The sequence below is a fragment of the Streptomyces glaucus genome (assembly GCF_039533365.1).
Taxonomy (GTDB): Bacteria; Actinomycetota; Actinomycetes; order Streptomycetales; family Streptomycetaceae; genus Streptomyces; species Streptomyces glaucus.
Window position 1 is genome coordinate 1 of sequence record NZ_BAAATK010000004.1, and the last position, 18,149, is coordinate 18,149.

Genomic DNA, 18,149 nt, shown 5'->3' on the forward strand with positions numbered 1-18,149 from the left:
CCGCGCGGCCGCCGCCGCGGCCGGGCCGGTGGCTACGCGCCCGGCGCCCGGCGCGCCACGCCGGACGACGGTCCAGGGCAGCCGCGCCCGGCATACCCGCGGCCTCCCACGGCCGCAGCGGGCGGGCCGGGCGACTCCCCGCCGGCGGGCGGCCCTCCGGCCGCCCGCCCCCTCAGCCCGGCACGTCCGTGCGGAAGTTCTCCCTCCAGGACTTTGAACTCATCGATGACAAAGTATGGACGCGCTGAGCAGAAGTCTCCTAGCGTGTCGGCCGCAACCGTTGGCGTTTCGCGTATTCGGCACCGGAGTTGATCCGGCCCTCCGGTCGACCCACAGGAGGAAGCATGAACCGACGGCTGTCCCACCGCTTCCGAAGATGTCTGACAGGGCTGCTCGTCGGCGCCTTCGCCGCGGGTGGACTCTGGGGATCCCCGCCGGCCTCGGCACAGCCGGGCTCCGCGCCGCGGGCCGACGTACCGCCACAGGAGCCCGGAGTCACCCTGCGGGTCTTCGACGTCCAGGTCCCGCTCAGCCAGATCTGCACCCTCAAGCCAGGACAGACCCCCAACGTCGACAGGCTGATGCCGACCGTCGACTGGACGTCGGCCGACGACTTCGGCGGATTCAGCGACAATTTCGTCACCCAGGTCACCGGCAACGTCCACGTGCCGGCCGACGGTTCGTACACCTTCCGGCTGACCAGCGACGACGGTTCGCGGCTGCTGATCGACGACCAGCCGGTCATCGACCACGACGGCCTGCACGGCGCGGAACCCAAGGACGGCACCGTCCAGCTCACCGAAGGCATGCACGCGCTGCGCATCGACCATTTCGAGCGCGGCGGCGGCCAGCAGCTCACCCTGGCCTGGCAGCCGCCGGGCGCCACCGGCTTCGAGACCGTGCCGCGCACGGCGCTGAGCACCGACGCCGGCGTGGTCCGGGTGACCGCCCCGGGCCGCAAGGAGTGCGAGGGGATCACGGATTCGCCGGGCGACGGCCTCCCCCTCACCGCGGTGCGTCCCGACCACACCCTCACCGACCTCCGCCCCGAAGGCTTCGAACCGCAGGTCACCGGCATGGACTGGCTGCCGGACGGCCGTCTGGTGGTGACCACCTGGGGCGGCACCGACCACACGGCCGGCGAGGTCTACGCCATCGAGCACGTCACGGGCGCCACGGGCCCGGACAAGGTGAAGGCCACGAGGATCGCCGAGGGCCTCAAGGAGCCGATGGGCCTCAAGGTCGTCGACGGCACCATCTTCGTCTCCCAGAAGCACGAACTGACGGAACTGGGCGACCGCGACGGCGACGGCGTCATGGACCGGTTCAAGACGATCGCCACCTGGCCGTACGGCGGCAACTTCCACGAGTTCGCCTTCGGACTCCTGTACCGCAAGGGCTACTTCTACCTGAACCTGTCCGTCGCCATCGACTACGGCGGCGCCACCACGAACCCGCAGCCCGCACCCGGCCGCGGCACCACCGTCAAGGTGAACCGGAAGACCGGCGAGGTCAGTTACCTCGCCGGAGGACTCCGCACCCCCAACGGCATCGGCTGGGGGCCCGGCGGCGACCTCTTCGCCACCGACAACCAGGGCGGCTGGCTCCCCGCGTCGAAACTGGTCCACATCGAGCAGGATCGTTTCTTCAACCACTACACGAACCCCGCGGGCCCCTTCGACTCCGAGCCGGTCACCCGGCCGGTGCTCTGGCTCCCGCAGAACGAGATCGCCAACTCCCCCAGCACCCCGCTCTACTTGACCAAGGGCAGGTTCGCGGGCCAGATGCTGTTCGGCGACGTCACGTACGGCGGTATCCAGCGCGCCTACCTGGAGAAGGTCAAGGGCCAGTACCAGGGCGCCGTCTTCCGCTTCACCCAGGGGCTCGAAGCCGGCGTGAACCGGATCAGCATGGGCCCCGACGGCGCGATCTACGTGGGCGGCCTGGGAGCGGACGGCAACTGGGGCCAGGAGGGCAAGCTCAAGTACGGCCTCCAGAAACTGTCGCCCAACGGGGGCAACACCTTCGACATCCAGGCCATGCGGGTGAAGAAGGGAGGCTTCGAGCTGGAGTACACCCAGCCCCTGTCGCAGGAGACCGCGGAGAATCTGGCCGGCCGCTACCAGGCGCGGCAGTGGCGCTACACCCCGACGAGCGACTACGGCGGCCCGAAGATCGCCGAGGAGACCCTGAAGGTGAGCTCGGCGAAGCTGTCGGCCGACCGCAAGAAGGTGACCCTCGCGCTCGAGGGCCTCGAGCCGGGCCGCGTCGTGCACGTCCGCTCCCCCCGCCCGTTCAGCTCCGCGTCGGGCGAGAGCCTGTGGAGCACGGAGGCCTGGTACACGCTCAACGCCCTGCCGGGCAGGCAGCCTTCACCGCCGTCGCTGTACGAGGCCGAGGAGGCGACCCTCACCGGGGCGGCCGGCATCAACACGGACCACAGGGGCTACTCCGGCAGCGGCTTCGTCGACCGGTACGGCACCGAGGGGGTCACGACCACCTTCGACGTCGAGGTCCCCAGGAAGGGAAGGTACGACGTGGGCCTGCGCTACTCCAACGGCCCGAACCCCTTCCAGGGCACCAAGTCCCTCTCCCTGTACGTCAACGGGACCAAGGTGAAACAGACGGAGCTCCGCAGCACCGGCGACTGGGACACCTGGTCGACGCAGCGGGAGACCCTGCCCCTGCGGGCCGGGCACAACACCGTCGCCTACCGGTACGACAAGGGCGACACCGGCCACGTCAACCTCGACCTGATCACCGTCGACCCGCACGGCGCCCCGGTCGCGCTGTTCGACGGCGACGGTCTCGACCGGTGGCAGCACACCGACGGGCGCCCAGTGCAGTGGCCCGTCGCCGACGGCGCGATGGAGGTCTGCTGCGGGGACATCCGCACCAAGGACAGCTTCGACGACTTCGCCCTGCACGTCGAGTTCCGGCTTCCCGAGCTTCCCCCGGACGTGACGGGCCAGGACCGCGCCAACAGCGGTGTGTATCTCCAGGACCGCTACGAGATCCAGATCCTGGACTCCTTCGGCGACACCACGCTCGACGACAACGAGGCGGGGGCGATCTACCTGAAGAAGGCCCCCGACGTGAACGCCGCCACCGCACCGGAGACATGGCAGTCGTACGACATCGTCTTCCGCGCGGCGCGCTACGACGCCGAGGGCAGGAAGACGGCCGATGCGCGGGTCACCGTGGTGTGGAACGGCAAGAAGATCCACGACGACGTCGCGATCGACGGCCCCACGGGAGGCGGCGCCCCCGAGGGGCCCGCTGCCGGACCCGTCCGGCTGCAGGACCACGGGAACACGGTCCGCTACCGCAACATCCGTGTCGAACCCCTGAAGTAGGGACGGGCGGCCGGGCCGGCGCGACCGTGCCCGGCCGCCCGACGAGCCGGCGCCCGGGCGGGCGGGACCGCGGGGGCCCCGTCGCCCGGAAGGGGCGTCACCTGCTCCACACCCTGACGTAGTCGATCTGGAGGTCGGCCGGGGCGAGCGTCGGGCCGCCGTAGGACCCCTGGGTGTTCTGCATGATCAGGTAGTGCGGGGAACCGACGACGCCCGACGTCTGCGTGTGCACCGGCCGGCCGTCGTAGAACCAGGTGATGCGGCCGGGTTCCCACTGGTGCCCGAAGGTGTGCCAGCCGGTGAGGCCGTCCTTCGGGCAGTGGCCCCGGTCCGTGCCGCTGCTGTGCCAGTACGAGCAGACCGACCCGGACAGGCCCTCCATGGTGTCGGTCTCGCCGTCCTCGGGCCAGTCACGGCCGTTGTCCCACAGCGCCGGCCAGTTCGCGACCTCGCCGTCCTTCACCGGCACCTTGGCGCGGTACTCGACCGCCCCGTAGCTGAAGGAGAACGTGTCCATCGTGTTGACGTGGGCCCCGGTGTACGGCTGCGACCGGCCCTGGCAGGAGGACGGCTCACCGGTCAGCCGCAGGTGCAGCGCGCCGTCGGACACGCTGACGTTCCGCGCGTCGTAGCAGGCGCTCTCCGCGCTGTTCACGGGGCCGGTGACACCGCTGCCGAACCAGCCGGCGGTCCACTTCGCGGTGTCCAGCGCGGTTCCCTCGAATTCGTCGGCGAAGACGGTCCTCCACCCTCCGGAGGGGTCCCACGACGGGCCGTCGGCGCCTTCCTGCGTGCTCGTCGGCGCCGGCTCGGAGGGCGCCGTCGGCGTCGGGCCGGAGGACGTCGTCGCCGTGGGAGCCGGCCCGCGCGTCGCCGTCGGCTCAGCGGTCGGGGCGGGAGCCGGCCGCGGGGCGCCGCCCGCCGCGACCGTCAGCGTGGTCGACGGCAGGGGATGCCACGTGCCGCCGGTGTCCCGCCACGAGCCGAACATCGTGTACGTGCCCGCGGCGAAGCTCCGGGCGCCGGAGGTGAAGGTGTACCCCGACGGGCAGATCCGCACGTCGGACGCCGCGCCCGGGAAGTCGAGGTTGCGGCCGGAGCCGTCGCGCACGGCGACCGTGAGCCGGGACGCCGTGACGCACCGTCCCTTCCCCGCGGCGACCTCCAGCCGCGCCGTCGCGCTGCGCCCCTCGGCGAGGTACGCCGGCTCGAGGCCGAGCTGCGTCACCTCGGACGCGGAGTCGTCGTCGGTCGCCGCGGAGGCCAGCGAGAGGGCCGTCGTCGTCACGGCCGCCGTGGCGACGAGGACGCCGAGGCGTACGGCGCGCGGCTTGGGCCTGGCATGTTTCGGCATGGTGTTCTTCCTTGGTCCGGAAGCTGTTCGACGAGGGCGCCCACGGCCCGCCGGCAGCGTGCGCGCGGGGCGTGTACCGATCCGTACGAACCATCGCGACACCGGCCCGGCGCAGGCCGGACTGCGCGCACGGGCAGGCGCGGCACGGAGCGTGACCCGGGATCGCAGCGGTCTCCCCCTTTCCGCGTGGCCGTGCGCCGGCCCGCTTCCGGCCCGGCGGGTGAGGCGATCGACGGCTGCGGCAACGCTAACCGGCTTCGGGCCGCGCGGCGGCCGCCTCGGCAGGAAAATCCGGCCTTCTCCGGCCGGCCCGGAGCCGTCCCCCGCGCAGCCGGCGCGGCGGTGCCCGCGAAGGCGCTCGCCCCGGACGCCCGGACACGCCCGCGGCGGTCCCGCGGGCGGCGGCGGTGAGGGTCCTGGCTCACCACCTGCCGTCGGCCGCCCCGGCCGTCACCCGGAGCGCATGGTCGATGAAGCGCCGCGAGGCCGGTGGCAGGGTGCGTCCGGACAGCCACGCGATGCCGATGTCCCGGGCACCGTGCACGTCGGTGATCTCCAGGTACCGGATGGGGAAGTCCGGGGTCGCCGCCGCGTCCGGCGACGACGGGATCAGGGACACGCCCAGACCGGCGGCGACCAGACCGCGCAGGGTGTGCACCTCCTCGCCCTCGAAGCCGACGAGCGGGGTGAAACCCGCCCGACGGCACAGCGTCTCGGTGACGCTGCGCAGTCCGTAGCCGGGTTTGAGCAGGATGAAGGGCTCCTCGGCGACCTCGGCCAGCCGGACCCGGCGGCGTTCGGCCAGGCGGTGCCCGGTGGGCACGGCGAGCCAGAGGGGTTCGACCAGCAGCCGCCGCCAGGTGATCAGCGGATGGCCGGGGTCGCCACTGGTGATCACCAGATCCGCGGTGGCGTCCAGGAGGTGCTGGACCAGGCCGTTCTCCACGTGCTGGTGCAGTTCGAAGCGGACCCGCGGGAACTCTTCGCGGAACCCGGTGACGAGCCGGGGAACCAGCCAGGTGCCCAGGGTGTGCAGAAAGGCCAGCGACACCGTCCCCGTGTCCGGGTCGACGGCCTCGGCCACCGCCCGCCGCCCCTGGTCGTAGCTGTCCAGGGCGGCGTCGACGTACTCCTTGAACACCCGCCCGGCCGGCGTGAGGCGCAGCACGCGGCCGACGCGCTGGAGGAGTTCCGCGCCCACCTCCTCCTCCAGCCTGCGCAGCGCTCGCGACAGGGCCGGCTGGGTGATGTGGGCCTCGGCCGCGGCCTCGGTCACCGTCATGCCCCGGGCCACCGCCTGGAAGGAACGCAGCACCTGCAGGTCCATCGGCTCACCCGCCCACCGGGCCGGCCGCCGCACGCCGGGGAACCGGGCGCGGGAAGGGCACCGGGCCGGCGCCGAGGGTGCGCGCGCTGACGGCGTCGCACATCCGCTCCGCCGAGGCGATGGCGTCCTCCCGGTCCGCCAGCTCCCGGTCGGGCCGGCCCGGCTCGCCGCGGGCGTGGGCGACGGCCCGCCGGGCCTCGGCCAGCCGGTGGTAGGCGGCCCGGCGCAGCGCGTGCCGCTGTACCGCTGCGGCCCCGGGAGCCAGGTCGCGGTACCGCCGGGCGGCGGCCAGGGCGGCCTCGGTCTGCGCCGCGGCCCGCTCCGCCGCGGAGCGGGGCCACAGCGCGAAGTGCGCGACCAGCACGATCGCGGCGGCCAGCGCGGTGTCGAGGATGCGCGCCCCGTACAGCGCGCGGTGGTCACCGAGCATGTAGACGAGGACGAGCACGATCGCCGTCAGACCCGTCGTGGCGAGCGCGTAGTGGTGGCGCACCCCGACGGCCATCAGCGCGCCGAAGGCCGCCACCGCGCCGATCAGGACGTAGGCGTCCGTCGTCAGCAGGGTCACCGCGCCGATGGCGGCCACCCCGACGACCGTACCGGCGCAGCGGTGCAGGGCCCGGCGGAAGACGGGCCCGAAGTCGGGCTTGTAGACGAAGGCCACCGTCATGGGGAGCCAGTACCCGCGCGGACCGTGCAGCAGTTCCGCGCAGAGCTGGGCGACCAGCACACAGACCGCCAGCAGCACGGTGTAGCGCACCTGGGCCGCCCGCCCGTGCCACGGGTACGCCGGGAGGCGGACCGGCGCCTCGTCGGGGCGCGCCCGGCCGGCCTCGGCGGACAGCCCGGCGAGCGCGCGCAGACCCGGCGAGTCCAGATCGGTGCGGAACACGGCCCGGCCGGGCGCGTGGTCCACCGGGTCCGGGCCGGCGGACCCGGCCGCCCCGCCCGGCCGCGGCAGCAGGCGCGCGGCCATCAGCAGCGGCACCTCCGTCACGTGCCGGGGGAGCGGACGGCCCTCCCACACCAGTGCCGACGTCACCTCGCCCAGCCGCACCGCCGTGTGGAAGGCGCCGCGCAGCGCGTCCAGTTCCCCCCGCACCCGGGCGCGGGGCGCGAGGTGGCGGCCCATCACCTGGTGGGCGTGGTCGAGGGCCGCGGTCAGCCGCCGCCGCGCGTCCTCCGCCGCCGGCGTGCCGGCCGCCGACAGGGCCTGGGAGGCCGCCCGGTACACGGCGAGGACGGCGGACCGTTCGATGGCGTGCCGGCGCCACAGCCACGGCGCCCCGGACAGCACGATGACGAGGCCCACCCCGGCGAGCAGCGCGAGCGGGGCATGCCACCACGGCCCCGGCAGCGGGATGCCGCCGCCGATGGTGGCGCCGAGCAGGAGGTGCATGCCGGACACGGAGGCCAGCCGGCCGCGCAGGCTGATCGCGCCGGCGAGCAGGGCGACGGCGACCAGGCAGACGGTCACCGCCGCCGGGTGCCCGCTGCGCAGCGCGAGCTCACCGGCGAGCAGGCCGAGGGCGGCCCACAGCCCCATGCAGCCCAGGCGCCGCACCCGCAGCCGGTAGGGGTCGGGGCCGTCCTGGCTCACCCCCCACAGGGCGCCGATTCCCGCGATCACGGCGGGGACCGGCGTCGCGGTCCACACGCCGACGAGGAGCGGCACGGCCAGTGCGACGGCACCCCGCGCGGCGGCCGCGAGGGGCACCGGGGCCGGTGGGAAGCCGCGCAGTGCCTTCATGAAGTGATCGTCTCCTCGGGAGGGGTCGGGGACCCTTTCAAGGATCGATCGGAAGCACGTATGAGTCCAATGCCGGACAAGAGGGAGAACCATGCCCACAGTGCATGGAACGCCGACATCCGCGCGGCGGCCGGCGCGGCCCGGCGTCGCACCCGGGGACGGACGACGGAGCGGGGCCTTCCCGGCGGCCCCGGCCCGGACGGCGGCGAGGACTCCGCGGCGCCCGCCGGGCGCGTCGCGCCGCGGACGGCCGGGACGGCGGGGTCAGAGGCCGAGGAGGGTCCTGATGGTGCGGACGACGCCGTCGTCGCTGTGCGCGGGGGCGAGATGACGTGCGCGGCGGATGACGTCCGGATGGGCGTTGGCCATGGCGTACGACCAGTCGGCGGCGTCGAGCATGCCGAGGTCGTTGAGGTAGTCCCCGAACACCATGGTCTGGGCCGGCCCGATGCCCAGGTGCCGCTGGAGCCGGCGGACGGCGGCCCCCTTGTCGGCGGTGGGACTCATGAGGTCGATCCAGTGCTCGCTGGAGACGACCACCTGGTGGGTGTCGGCGAAGGGCGCCAGGGCCGGCGCCGCGCCGCGCTCGACCGGGCCGAAGTCGAAGACGGCGACCTTGACGATCTCGTCGTCGACCGCGGTGGCGTCGTCGACGAGGCGGTGCGCGCGGTAGTACCTGCCCACTTCGGCGAGGAAGGCGGGATCGGCGCGCTCGGTGTACGCCGAACGCTTGCCGCAGACGACGACGCCCGCGTCCACGCCCTCGTCCACCAGCTGCCGGACGGACTTGACGACGCGGGCGGACACCGCGGGGTCGAGCGGGTCCGAGGAGAGCTCGACGCCGTCACGGACGACGAAGGCGCCGTTCTCGGCGATGTGGACCATGCCGTCGTCCACGCCGGCGAACAGGTGGGCCAGCGTGGCGTACTGGCGGCCGCTGGCCGGACTGAAGACGACGCCCCGGCGGCGCAGCTCGTCCAGCAGCGGCCACAGACCCCGCGGAACGCGTCCGTCGGCGTCCAGCAGCGTGCCGTCCAGGTCGGTGACGATGAGCCGGATGTCGGGGCGTGCGGGGGCCGCGGGACGCGGGGCGTTCGTCGTGCTCATGGCAGTCCTGTCGAGTCGGGGGAGGGGACCGAAAGCGGTCGATGGTGCGTCGCGGAGCGCGCGGACCGGACGAGGGGGGAGCGGAGCTCACCGGCCGCGCGGGCGCGCGCCCCGGCCGGCTCGGGCAGGGGCGGGGCGGCCGCGCCGACGGGGACGGGACGCGGCGTGCGCCGGAAGTGCTCCTCGATGGCGTCGATCATGCGGGGGCGGGAGCCCCACGCCCCGCCGACGACGACGGTCCGCGGGTCCGCCGGGGAGCCGACGGCCGACAGCACGGCGCCGGCAGACGCATCGGCGCGTCGGTCCGGTCTCCCGGCCGCGCGGCCCTCGCGGCGAGCGTCCCGGCGGCCGCCTCCCGTCCCGCGTCGGCTTCCCGGGCCGCGCGGACCTGCCCGCCGGTGCTGCCGAGGACGTCGACGGCGGCGGCGGTGACGCCGTACGGGGCGATGCCCGCCACCGGGGCGGTTCCCCGCCGCGGGGCGAGCGGGTAGGCGGAGCCGGCCCGGCCGCGCCCGGTGGTGCGCTCGCCGGTGTAGACCACCGGTCCGGCCCGCTCCGGACGCTGGACGCGGTCGGAGACGGTGGGCTCGGAGGCGCCGGCCACGGTGGCGATCTCCGCCCGGGTGAGGCGGCCATGGGCCATGAGGGCGCGCAGCACGTTCTCGTCCGTCAGGTCCCGCAGCAGCTCCGGTGACGGCTTCGGCGGGCTCATGGACACCATTCTAATAAGGGCTCCCTCCCAAAATTTTCCGGGGCGCCCACCGCCGCACCGAGGGGGAGGGACGGTCGCACGGGGCCGAGCCCGGGACCTGCCTCGCCCCGGGACGCGCGTCCCGCCGGGCGCGGACGGGCCGCCCCGGTGGCCGGCGGACCGGCAGCCGGCGTCCACGGCACGAGGCACCGGAGCCCGGCACGGGAGGCCGCCCGGGACGGCTCCGCCGCCGTGGTCGCACCGGCCGCACCGGGACCGTCCCGCCGCGGCCGGCAGCCACGGGACAGCCCTCGTCCCGCCCGGCCGGGACCGGGCAGTGGTGCCGGCCCGCCCTCGAGGCGTGGGGACCGAGTCCTCGAGACGACGTGGGAGCCCCGTCAGGGCTTGCGGGCGACGCCGGCGTAGCAGGCGGCTTCGGCGTCGGTGAAGGTCAGGTGCGCCTCCTCCGGGTCGGGACGCCACCGCAGGATGGGCCGAAGACCCGGGTCGAGGAGTTCCCAGCCGGTGAAGAACCGGGCGATCTCCTCGCGGGTGCGGGCCTGCACGGGAGTTCCGGCCGCCCGGTAGATGGCGGTGACGCGGGCGATGGCCTCGGGGTCGAAGTCGGGTGTGGCGTGGCTGACGACCAGGGCGCTGCCGGAGGGCAGCGCGGCCTTGAGCGACTCGACGATGCCGTGCGCGTCGTGGTGCTCGTCGGTGACGAAGTGCAGCAGGGCGTTGAGACTGAGCGCGATGGGCCGGTGGAAGTCCAGGGTGCCGCGCAGGACGTGGTGGGCCAGCAGACCGGCGGGGTCGGTGACGTCGGCGTGCATGTAGGCGGTGGCCCCCTCGGGGCGGCTGCGCAGGAGGGCCCGGGCGTGGGTCAGGACGATCGGGTCGTTGTCGGTGTAGACGACGCGGGCCCGCGGGACGACGCTCTGGGCGACCTCGTGGAGGTTGGGGGAGGTCGGGATGCCGGTGCCGATGTCCAGGAACTGCTCGATGCCCAGCTGGGCGAGACAGCGGGTGGAACGGCGCATGAAGGCGCGGTTGCTGCGGGCGGCGATCAGGGTGGAGGGGAAAGCGGCGATGGCCCGGGCGGCGGCCTCCCGGTCCGCGGGGAAGTTGGTGACCCCGCCGAGGAAGTAGTCGTACATACGGGCCGAGTGCGGCCGGTCCAGCTCCAGGTCGATCACATCGTGCTGCTCCCGCGCGGTGCTGTCGTCCACGCTCGCCCCCCATGTCCGAGTCGGATGGTCTCCGGCCGCGGTACGCCAGACTGCGCCACCCCGCCGCCACCCCGAGCTTTCCCTTTCCCCCGCCGTGCGGGCAACCGGGGGACCGGCCAAGCCCGCGCACCGCCGCACCGTACGGGCGACGGGGGCACCATCCGTTCGGGAAACCCCGCGCCGTACGGATGGGTGACCACGTCGTCGCATTCCGTTCGGAAAATTCGGGGAAATCCCGCACGGGACGGCCCTAGCTCCGGTTGGCTGATGAGGGGGAGAACAGTCCTCCCGCGCCGACGCCGCCTCATCGTGGAGCGGCGCGGTGCCCAGCCGACAAGGACGCCCGTGGACAACGATCTGGTCACCCCGGTGGTCCGGGGAACCGCTGCCCGGATCTCCGCACCCGGCTCACGCCGGGCCGACCGACCGCTGCTCGCCGCCGCGGTGCGCGCCGGAGCGCACCACCTTCACCGGCGGAGCACCTCTGCCGCGTCCACCCGTGAGGGTGAGGCGTTATGAACGCCCCCCTGGACGGCTCCCGCGGCCACCACACCGAACCGCCGCCCCCTCCCGGACGGCTGGCGTTGACCTTCGACGCCTTCCACGCCCACCACCGCAAGCTCTGGATGCGTTTCGCCCACACCCAGGTCGGCAGCCGCTCCGCCGCCGAAACGGTGGTGGACGCCGCCTGCGTCCGGCTGCGGAACGCATGGCCCCATGTGCTGGCCCAGGAGTCGGTCCCGCGGTACGCCTGGACGGTCCTGCGGGAAGAGGTGCATCGCTGGCTCGCCGACCGCGGCCTGCGACCGCAGGTCGGCGACGCCGCCTACCTGACCGCGGTCCGGAAACTGCTGCTGCACGAGATGCGTGACGAACTGCGCGTCATCACGCGGGAGATCGGCCTGTACACCGCCATCTCCGCCCTCCCGGAGCGGCAGTACGACGTCGTCATGCTGCGCTTCCTGCTCGGCATGGAGGAGGCGGCGGTGGCCGAGTACCTCGGGATCGACGCCGCCGCCGTCCGCTCCCACATCCGGCACGCCCGGCGCTCCCTCGCCAGACGACTGCACATCCCCCACCAGGAGAAGGAGACGGAGAACTAGTGGCCCGCACCGACCGCGAACGCGCCGCCGACATCGACACCGTTCTCGAAGCCGCCGAAGCCCTCACCGACACCTACCAGGACTACGACGTCGACGCCGCCCTCGAACGCGTCACCGCTCTCGCCGAGGCGGGCACCGGACGGGCCGCCCCCGCCCCCTGTCCCTACCCCACTGTCCACGAGCAGGCCGCCCACGACCTCGACCTGGCCGCCAGTCTCATCGTGGACGCTCCTCAGGCCCGGCCCAGCCTCACCCGTCTGCTCGACTCCGATCCCATCGAACCCGAAGGCGCTCTCGTCTTCGCCGCCCTGCTGCACCTGGCCGGACACCGCGATCCCGCCCAGTTCTGGTTCGAGTTCGCCGCCGGCGCCGGCAACCGCACCGCCGCCTTCTGCCTCTTCCTCCTCCACCAGCAGCGCTCCGAACACCGCACCGCCGCCTACTGGCGCACCCAGATGTGCGCCCCCGCGCAGGCCCGGGCCCGGTCGGCGACCGCCGCACCCCAGCACCCCCCCCTGCTGCCCGACGGCGTGCGCCGCGATCTGATCAGCCGGTGCTGGGAAGGCCGCCGGCCGTCCCTGCCGCCCCGGCTCGAAGCCGTCATCCACAGCCTCCCCGTCGAACTCCACGACGATTTCGGTGAGATCCCCCGCCCCGACCACACCCTCACCCAGCTCCCCGCGCGCGCGGCCACCTGATCGGCGCCGGCCCTACGGCCCGCCCACCGGGCCCAGGGCCGCGGGAAACCGGGAGAGCGGCCCACGGCCTCACCGCCGCCCTGCCCGACCGGCGCCGGCGCCGGGGACCGGTGCTCCGGCGTCGCGGACGTGCCCACCCCGACGAGCGGATGTTCCGGGCGGAGCCGATGCGGATGGCCCGCTCGCCCCGGCGGCCCCGTCCGCCCGGGCCGACCGGCCTCCAGTAGCGTCCGCTCCGTGACCGCTTTCAACGATCTGGTGCGCCTGTGCCCGCCGCCCGCCGGCCCGCCGCCCGCGGTGGACTGGGCGACGGCCGAGCGCGCCCTCGGCTCCGCTCTGCCCGCCGATTACAAACAGCTCGTCGAGACGTACGGCGACGGAATCTTCGACGAGACGATCTGGCTGCTCGTCCCCGGCTCCGCGTACGACGACTGCGACCTGCACGCGCGGGCCGCGGAACGGGAGGAGATCCTGGCCGGGTTGTGGGACGCGGGCGAGGAGAAGCCCGCCGGCCTCCTGGAGCCGGGGACGCGCGTCCTGCCCTGGGCGTTCGAGGAGGGCACGGGGGCGTTCCTGTACTGGCTGGTGCGGCCGGGGCAGCATCCCGACGAGTGGACGGTGCTCTACAACGAGGGGCGCGGACCGCTGTGGGAGCACCACGACATGGGATGCCTCGCCTTCCTGCTGGCGGTGTTGACGGGAACGGCGCGGACGGAGTACTTCGGCCACCTCTATGAAGTGCTGAAGCCGGCGGAGCACCGCTTCGCGACGGCCGGCGACACGCTCGGAGCGTTTCGGCGGCGACCACGCCGACCGTTCCCGACGACCTGATGCGCCCGCCGCCCGCCGCCGGTCACGGACCGGGAGGCGGCAGAGGCCGCGCTCGGCCTCCGGCCGCCCGGCGGCCGCGCCCGCCGGGCCGCCGCCCCGCGCCTCCTGCGGACCCGCCGTTCCCGGGCGGGCCCTCCCGGCCCGCCCGGTTCGGCGGAGCTCCCGCTCGCCGGGATCCGGTCCGCCCCTCAGGATTCCTCGGCGCGTGAACGGTTTTCATACGCGAAAAGCACGTGATTCGTACGCGATCCGCACGGTTCGTGGGGTAGGGTCCTCGGCAGGAGGTGCTTTCGTGTCCGAGTTGTTCGACGCGGTGGACGCGCTGGTGGCGTCCCGCGCCACCCTGCCGCCGCCGGCCGAGCGCAGGCGGCTGCGCAAGGCGCACGGCTTGACGGTCGAGGAAGTGGCCGCGGCGCTGAAGGTGCGCCGGGCGACGGTGAGCGGCTGGGAAGCGGGCAGGACGGAGCCGCGGCCGCCCGAGCGCGACGCCTACGCACGGCTGTTGAACAAGCTCGCGGAGCTCTACCCCGCCCCTGCGGGCGAGACCGCGCCCGTCCGGGAGCCGGCCGCGCCCGAGGCGCCCACCGGCACGCCCGCCCCGGCGCCGGAACCGCGGCTTCTGCCCGCGGGCCCGGCCTCCGGAACCGCGGCCGCGGCCCCTTCCGGGAACCCCGCCCGCCCCGCCGGCACTGCCGTGCCGGCCGCCGCGTCGCCTCCGGCGCGCACCGCCGCGCCGGCGTCGGCCCCGCGCCGTCCGGATCCGAGGAGGGCCGCCCCGGCTCCCGCCCCCACGAGGACCGATCCACGCTTCGTCAACGGCCCGCTGGCGGTCGTCGACGTGGACGCCGACGGGCGGGTGGTGGCGTACTGCGTCAACGGCCTGATTCTGGACGTGCCCGCGAAATCCCTTCCGGCCCTGGTCGAGTGGACGCTGAAGGAGGCCGGGCTGGGGCAGCCGAGACTGTCGGGGCCGGGCAAGGACGCCGATCCGCTGCTGGTGCTCACCGCGGCCGCGTTGGAGCACTACGGCCTGCCCGCCGCCCTCGGCGAGCAGGAGCGGTCGGCGGGGCGGCTGCCGGAGAGCCACCGGATCGTCAAGCAGCTGGCCCGGGCGGAGTGGAAGCTGACCAAGCGCGGGTTCGGGCCGTGGGCGCGGATCTACCGCCCCGCGCAGGGCGCGGAGCGCAACTGCGTACAGCTGTGCATCCCGTCCTGGCACGCGCTGGACACCCGCCACTGGGGCGACGCGGCCCAGCTGCCGCCGGCCGACCTCGCCCGGCTGCTGGGCACCTACGCGGAGCGGGTGATGACGCCGCGCGGATCGACCGCGGTGACCGGCCTGGAGCTGATGACCGCGCTGCACCCGCCGACCCGCGCCTCCGAACCGGACGCCGACGGTGTCCGGCACAGCGTGCACAACCCCGGCAGCCTGGGCAAGGACCCGGTCGACCCGGCGCCCTGCGAGGTGCCCGACGGGCATCCGCTCCTGAAGGACCTGCCGCGCTTCCACCGCCGCACCCCGGCCGAGATGCTGATGGAGGAGGCCTACGACTGGGCGCGGCCGCTCACCGACGACGAGTGCACCAAGCGGTTCCTGGTCGGCATCGACGTCAACATGGCCTTCGCCGCCGGCGCCAACGGCCTGGTCGTCGGCCTCGGCGGGCCGACCCGCGTCGAGCGGCCGGTGTTCGACGCGAAACTGCCCGGTTCCTGGCTGGTCGACCTCTCCCACGTCGACCTGTCGCGGGTGAAGGCCGGCAAGGAGTGGGTGCGGCTGGACGCCGACCTGCTGCCCAGCCCGTTCACGCCGTCCGGCGACCGCCCCGAGGGCCCGGCCTGGTACGCCACCCCGACCGTCGCCTACGCCGTCGAGCTCGGCTACGACGTACGCCCGATCGAGGCCTGGGTCCGCTACGAGAACGGCCGCTACCTGGACGCCTGGTACACCCGGCTGCGCGACGCCTACGTCGCCACCATGGCCGACCTCGGCGTGAGCGCCGACCTGGACCCGGCCGGCTTCCTCGCGGCCATGAAGGGCTACCAGGAACGCGACCCCGAGCTGGCGATCGTGGTGTCCGCGATCAAAGCGACCGTCAAGGGCGGCATCGGCAAGCTGCGCGAGCGGCCGCGCGGCGAGGGCTGGAAACCCGGTCGGCCCTGGCGGGCCCTGGACCGCCCCACCTGGCGGCCCGACATCCGCGCCGCGGTCATCTCCCGCACCCGCATCAACATGCACCGCAAGATCGTCAAGCACGCGGCGTTCACCGGTCAGTACCCGGTCGCGATCCTCTCCGACTGTGCCGTGTACGCCGCCGACGGCCCCTCCCCGCTGGATTTCCTGCCCTACCGGGAGGGCAAGCCGCTGCCGGGCGGCTGGCGGCTCGGCGTCTCGCCGGGGATGGTCAAGCACGAGGGCACCCAGACCGTGCTGTGGGGTGAGGGCGTGCGCGAGAGGTTCGACGCGCCGGAGCTCAACCTCGCCCGCTACATCAGGACCGGCGAGGTCACCACCAAGGACGACGGGGAGTAACAGCCGATGAGCGTGTTCGGGGAAGGGCTGGACCAGGCGGTGCAGAAGGCGTTCACGCGCCCGATCCCCAAGAGCGCGGGCGCGCAGATGCGGTACCTGGTCAAGCAGCTCAAGGGCACCCGGGCCGTCGCGCAGATGCTGCGGATCTCCCAGCGCACCGTGGAGCGGTATGTGAGGAACCAGATCAAGAAGCCCCGCCCGGACCTCGCCTCCCGCCTGGAAGCCGAAGTCACCAGGCGGTGGCAGCCGCAGGTCCGCGCCCGCGCCAAGCGGCGGGCGGCGACCACCGACGGCATCATCATCGACACCCGCGCCCGCATCGGCTACACCGCCCCCGTCGGCACCACCGACGACGCCCGCCTGCGGCACCTCACCGTCGCCCTGCCGCCGCAGTACGCCGCCCGCCTCTTCCACGCCCGGGACCAGGGCGCGCCCGACCGGCAACTGCAGCAGATCGCCGCCGAAGCCCTCAAGGACGTGTACTTCCAGGACGGCGGCCGCCGCGCCGGCAGCCTGGAGGAGATCCACTTCACCGACATCGAGCACGTGGAGTTCGATCTGTAGCGGCCCGGGACGACGTGCGCGACCACGTCACCGGACGGCTCGACCCGGGCAGGGTCCTGATCGCCGACGACTCCGGGTGCGTCAAGCGGAGCGCCCCCTCGGCCGTGGGCCCGGGCAGGCGGGACCGCGTCCGGCAAGGGCGGGAGCCGGGTGACGTCGCGCCGGCCGCCCCCGGTGAGCGGGACGGGGAGCGGGATTCCGTGGCGGTCGGCGACCGGGCGCCGTTGCCGCCTCGGGCATCGCAGCCCCGTCGCCGACGAGCGGGCACTCCGCACGGCACCGGCCATGCCGGCCGAAGCCGCACCGTCCGTGTCCGGGATCGGGTGCCAGGGCCCGCGCGCCGTCGGGAACTTTGCGACGGGTACGGCCCGGCCCCGGTGGCCGCCGGGATCCAGCCATCCGGCTGGACGCGTGACTTCTTGATCGTCTAGCTTTCCGAGTGGCTGTCGGCGAGCCTCCGGCCCCCGGACATGCCCAGCCGGTGGAGCTGCTCCACCGCCGCAAGCCCGCACCGAGTCGCCGTTCCGCCGCTACGTCCGGGGCGGAAGCGTTCCCTTCCACGGAGTCCGTCAGCCATGCGCACCAGCCGGTCCCTCGCCCGCCGCTTCCCGGCACTGCTCGCGGTGTCGGCCGCTCTTCCGTCCCTCCTGGTCACGGCGTGCACGGCCGGCGCCCCCGGCGACGGCCAAGGCGCGGGCAAGCCCGCCCTGCCGCCCGTGCACGCCGGATTCGACTACCAGCTCGGCGGCGCCTACGCACCACCGGACGGGGTGGACATCGTCACCCGCGACCACACGGCGTCCCCTGCGCCCGGCGTCTACAACGTCTGCTACGTCAACGCCTTCCAGGCCCAGCCCGAGAAGGAGGAGGACTGGGACCCCGATCTTCTGCTGCGCGACGGCGCCGACGAAGTGGTCATGGACGAGGACTGGGGCGAGGCGGTGCTCGACATCAGCACCGCCGCCAAGCGTGAACGGATCGCCGAGAAGGTGAACGGCTGGATCGACGAGTGCGCGTCCAAGGGGTTCCAGGCCGTCGAACCCGACAACTACGACAGCTACACGCGGGCCCCCGGCAACCTGCTGAGCGCGGACGACGCGAAGGCCTTCCTCACGCTGCTCGCCTCGCACGCGCATGAGAAAGGCCTGGTCATCGGCCAGAAGAACACCGCCGAACTGGCCTCGGCGCGCAAGGAGGTGGGCCTCGACTTCGCCGTGGTGGAGGAGTGCGGGATGTACGAGGAATGCGATGACTACGTCGACGCGTTCGGCCCCCACGTCATGGTCGTCGAGTACAGCGAGCGGGGGCTGCGAACGGCCTGCGACGGCTGGGGCGACGCCATCAGCGTCGTCCGCCGTGACGTGGACCTCGTGGCGAAGGGAGACCCGGGCTACGTACGGAAGACCTGCGAGGACGGATGAGGGGTGCCGAGCGCGGGAGCCCGGGAGTCTCGATCCCCGCCCGCGGCCGGCACCGCGTCCCCGTGGTGCGGGGCGCGGGCGGCGAAGCCGCGAACGCCGTCGCGTACCGCGCCGGCCTCCCGCACGGCCCTCGGCCCGGGGGCCGAGCCGGCCGAAGCCGGCCCTCACCCGGAACGACCTCGCCGGTC

General features: G+C 74.1%; 13 protein-coding genes. 7 read left to right on the plus strand and 6 right to left on the minus strand.

The window, feature by feature from the left end:
* Positions 1 to 344 precede the first annotated feature (344 nt).
* Positions 345 to 3,356 (plus strand): 3-keto-alpha-glucoside-1,2-lyase-like domain-containing protein, encoded by a 3,012-nt coding sequence (locus tag ABD363_RS04060; RefSeq protein WP_344599965.1) that lies wholly within the window; start codon positions 345 to 347, stop codon positions 3,354 to 3,356.
* Positions 3,357 to 3,453: 97 nt separating this feature from the next.
* On the opposite strand, the gene ABD363_RS04065 is transcribed toward ABD363_RS04060, so the two are convergent.
* From ABD363_RS04065 to ABD363_RS04090, 6 genes are all read right to left on the minus strand, one after another.
* On the minus strand, positions 3,454 to 4,710 hold the full coding sequence (locus tag ABD363_RS04065; protein ID WP_344599966.1) for a glycoside hydrolase family 16 protein: 1,257 nt from the start codon (positions 4,708 to 4,710) through the stop codon (positions 3,454 to 3,456).
* Between the two features lie 421 nt (positions 4,711 to 5,131).
* Positions 5,132 to 6,037 (minus strand): LysR family transcriptional regulator, encoded by a 906-nt coding sequence (locus ABD363_RS04070; protein WP_344599967.1) that lies wholly within the window; start codon positions 6,035 to 6,037, stop codon positions 5,132 to 5,134.
* A gap of 4 nt (positions 6,038 to 6,041) precedes the next feature.
* The gene (locus tag ABD363_RS04075; protein ID WP_344599968.1) at positions 6,042 to 7,787 is read right to left on the minus strand and encodes an FUSC family protein; all 1,746 of its coding nucleotides are present in this window, start codon (positions 7,785 to 7,787) and stop codon (positions 6,042 to 6,044) included.
* A 264-nt stretch (positions 7,788 to 8,051) separates the two neighbouring features.
* Complete coding sequence (locus tag ABD363_RS04080) at positions 8,052 to 8,894, minus strand: Cof-type HAD-IIB family hydrolase (RefSeq protein ID WP_344599969.1); 843 nt, start codon at positions 8,892 to 8,894, stop codon at positions 8,052 to 8,054.
* A 196-nt stretch (positions 8,895 to 9,090) separates the two neighbouring features.
* Positions 9,091 to 9,606, minus strand: a complete 516-nt coding sequence (locus ABD363_RS04085; protein ID WP_344599970.1) for a winged helix-turn-helix transcriptional regulator — start codon at positions 9,604 to 9,606, stop codon at positions 9,091 to 9,093.
* Between the two features lie 377 nt (positions 9,607 to 9,983).
* Positions 9,984 to 10,814 carry an SAM-dependent methyltransferase gene (locus tag ABD363_RS04090; protein WP_344599971.1) on the minus strand — a complete coding sequence of 277 codons (831 nt, stop codon included), beginning with the start codon at positions 10,812 to 10,814 and terminating at the stop codon, positions 9,984 to 9,986.
* A gap of 515 nt (positions 10,815 to 11,329) precedes the next feature.
* On the opposite strand from ABD363_RS04090, the gene ABD363_RS04095 reads away from it, so the two are divergent.
* From ABD363_RS04095 to ABD363_RS04125, 6 genes are all read left to right on the plus strand, one after another.
* A complete protein-coding gene (locus tag ABD363_RS04095) occupies positions 11,330 to 11,917 on the plus strand; it encodes an RNA polymerase sigma factor (RefSeq protein ID WP_344599972.1) in 588 nt (195 codons plus the stop codon).
* On the plus strand, positions 11,917 to 12,615 hold the full coding sequence (locus tag ABD363_RS04100; protein ID WP_344599973.1) for a glycoprotein: 699 nt from the start codon (positions 11,917 to 11,919) through the stop codon (positions 12,613 to 12,615). Before ABD363_RS04095 ends, ABD363_RS04100 begins: the two co-directional genes overlap by 1 nt.
* A 237-nt stretch (positions 12,616 to 12,852) precedes the next feature.
* Positions 12,853 to 13,446, plus strand: coding sequence for an SMI1/KNR4 family protein (locus ABD363_RS04105; RefSeq protein ID WP_344599974.1), 594 nt, complete (start codon positions 12,853 to 12,855; stop codon positions 13,444 to 13,446).
* A 292-nt stretch (positions 13,447 to 13,738) separates the two neighbouring features.
* The gene (gene tap, locus ABD363_RS04110; protein WP_344599975.1) at positions 13,739 to 15,976 is read left to right on the plus strand and encodes a telomere-associated protein Tap; all 2,238 of its coding nucleotides are present in this window, start codon (positions 13,739 to 13,741) and stop codon (positions 15,974 to 15,976) included.
* Between the two features lie 6 nt (positions 15,977 to 15,982).
* Positions 15,983 to 16,540: a telomere-protecting terminal protein Tpg gene (gene tpg / locus ABD363_RS04115; protein ID WP_344599976.1), complete on the plus strand. Its 558-nt coding sequence runs from the start codon at positions 15,983 to 15,985 to the stop codon at positions 16,538 to 16,540.
* 575 nt (positions 16,541 to 17,115) lie between these two features.
* The gene (locus tag ABD363_RS04125) at positions 17,116 to 17,961 is read left to right on the plus strand and encodes an endo alpha-1,4 polygalactosaminidase (RefSeq protein WP_344599977.1); all 846 of its coding nucleotides are present in this window, start codon (positions 17,116 to 17,118) and stop codon (positions 17,959 to 17,961) included.
* Positions 17,962 to 18,149: the final 188 nt, after the last annotated feature.

Coding starts and splice junctions, on each gene's coding strand:
- ABD363_RS04060 (WP_344599965.1), top strand. CDS start 345: ATGAACCGACGGCTGTCCCACCGCTTCCGAAGATGTCTGACAGGGCTG.
- ABD363_RS04065 (WP_344599966.1), bottom strand. CDS start 4,710: ATGCCGAAACATGCCAGGCCCAAGCCGCGCGCCGTACGCCTCGGCGTC.
- ABD363_RS04070 (WP_344599967.1), bottom strand. CDS start 6,037: ATGGACCTGCAGGTGCTGCGTTCCTTCCAGGCGGTGGCCCGGGGCATG.
- ABD363_RS04075 (WP_344599968.1), bottom strand. CDS start 7,787: ATGAAGGCACTGCGCGGCTTCCCACCGGCCCCGGTGCCCCTCGCGGCC.
- ABD363_RS04080 (WP_344599969.1), bottom strand. CDS start 8,894: ATGAGCACGACGAACGCCCCGCGTCCCGCGGCCCCCGCACGCCCCGAC.
- ABD363_RS04085 (WP_344599970.1), bottom strand. CDS start 9,606: ATGAGCCCGCCGAAGCCGTCACCGGAGCTGCTGCGGGACCTGACGGAC.
- ABD363_RS04095 (WP_344599972.1), top strand. CDS start 11,330: ATGAACGCCCCCCTGGACGGCTCCCGCGGCCACCACACCGAACCGCCG.
- tpg (WP_344599976.1), top strand. CDS start 15,983: ATGAGCGTGTTCGGGGAAGGGCTGGACCAGGCGGTGCAGAAGGCGTTC.
- ABD363_RS04125 (WP_344599977.1), top strand. CDS start 17,116: ATGCGCACCAGCCGGTCCCTCGCCCGCCGCTTCCCGGCACTGCTCGCG.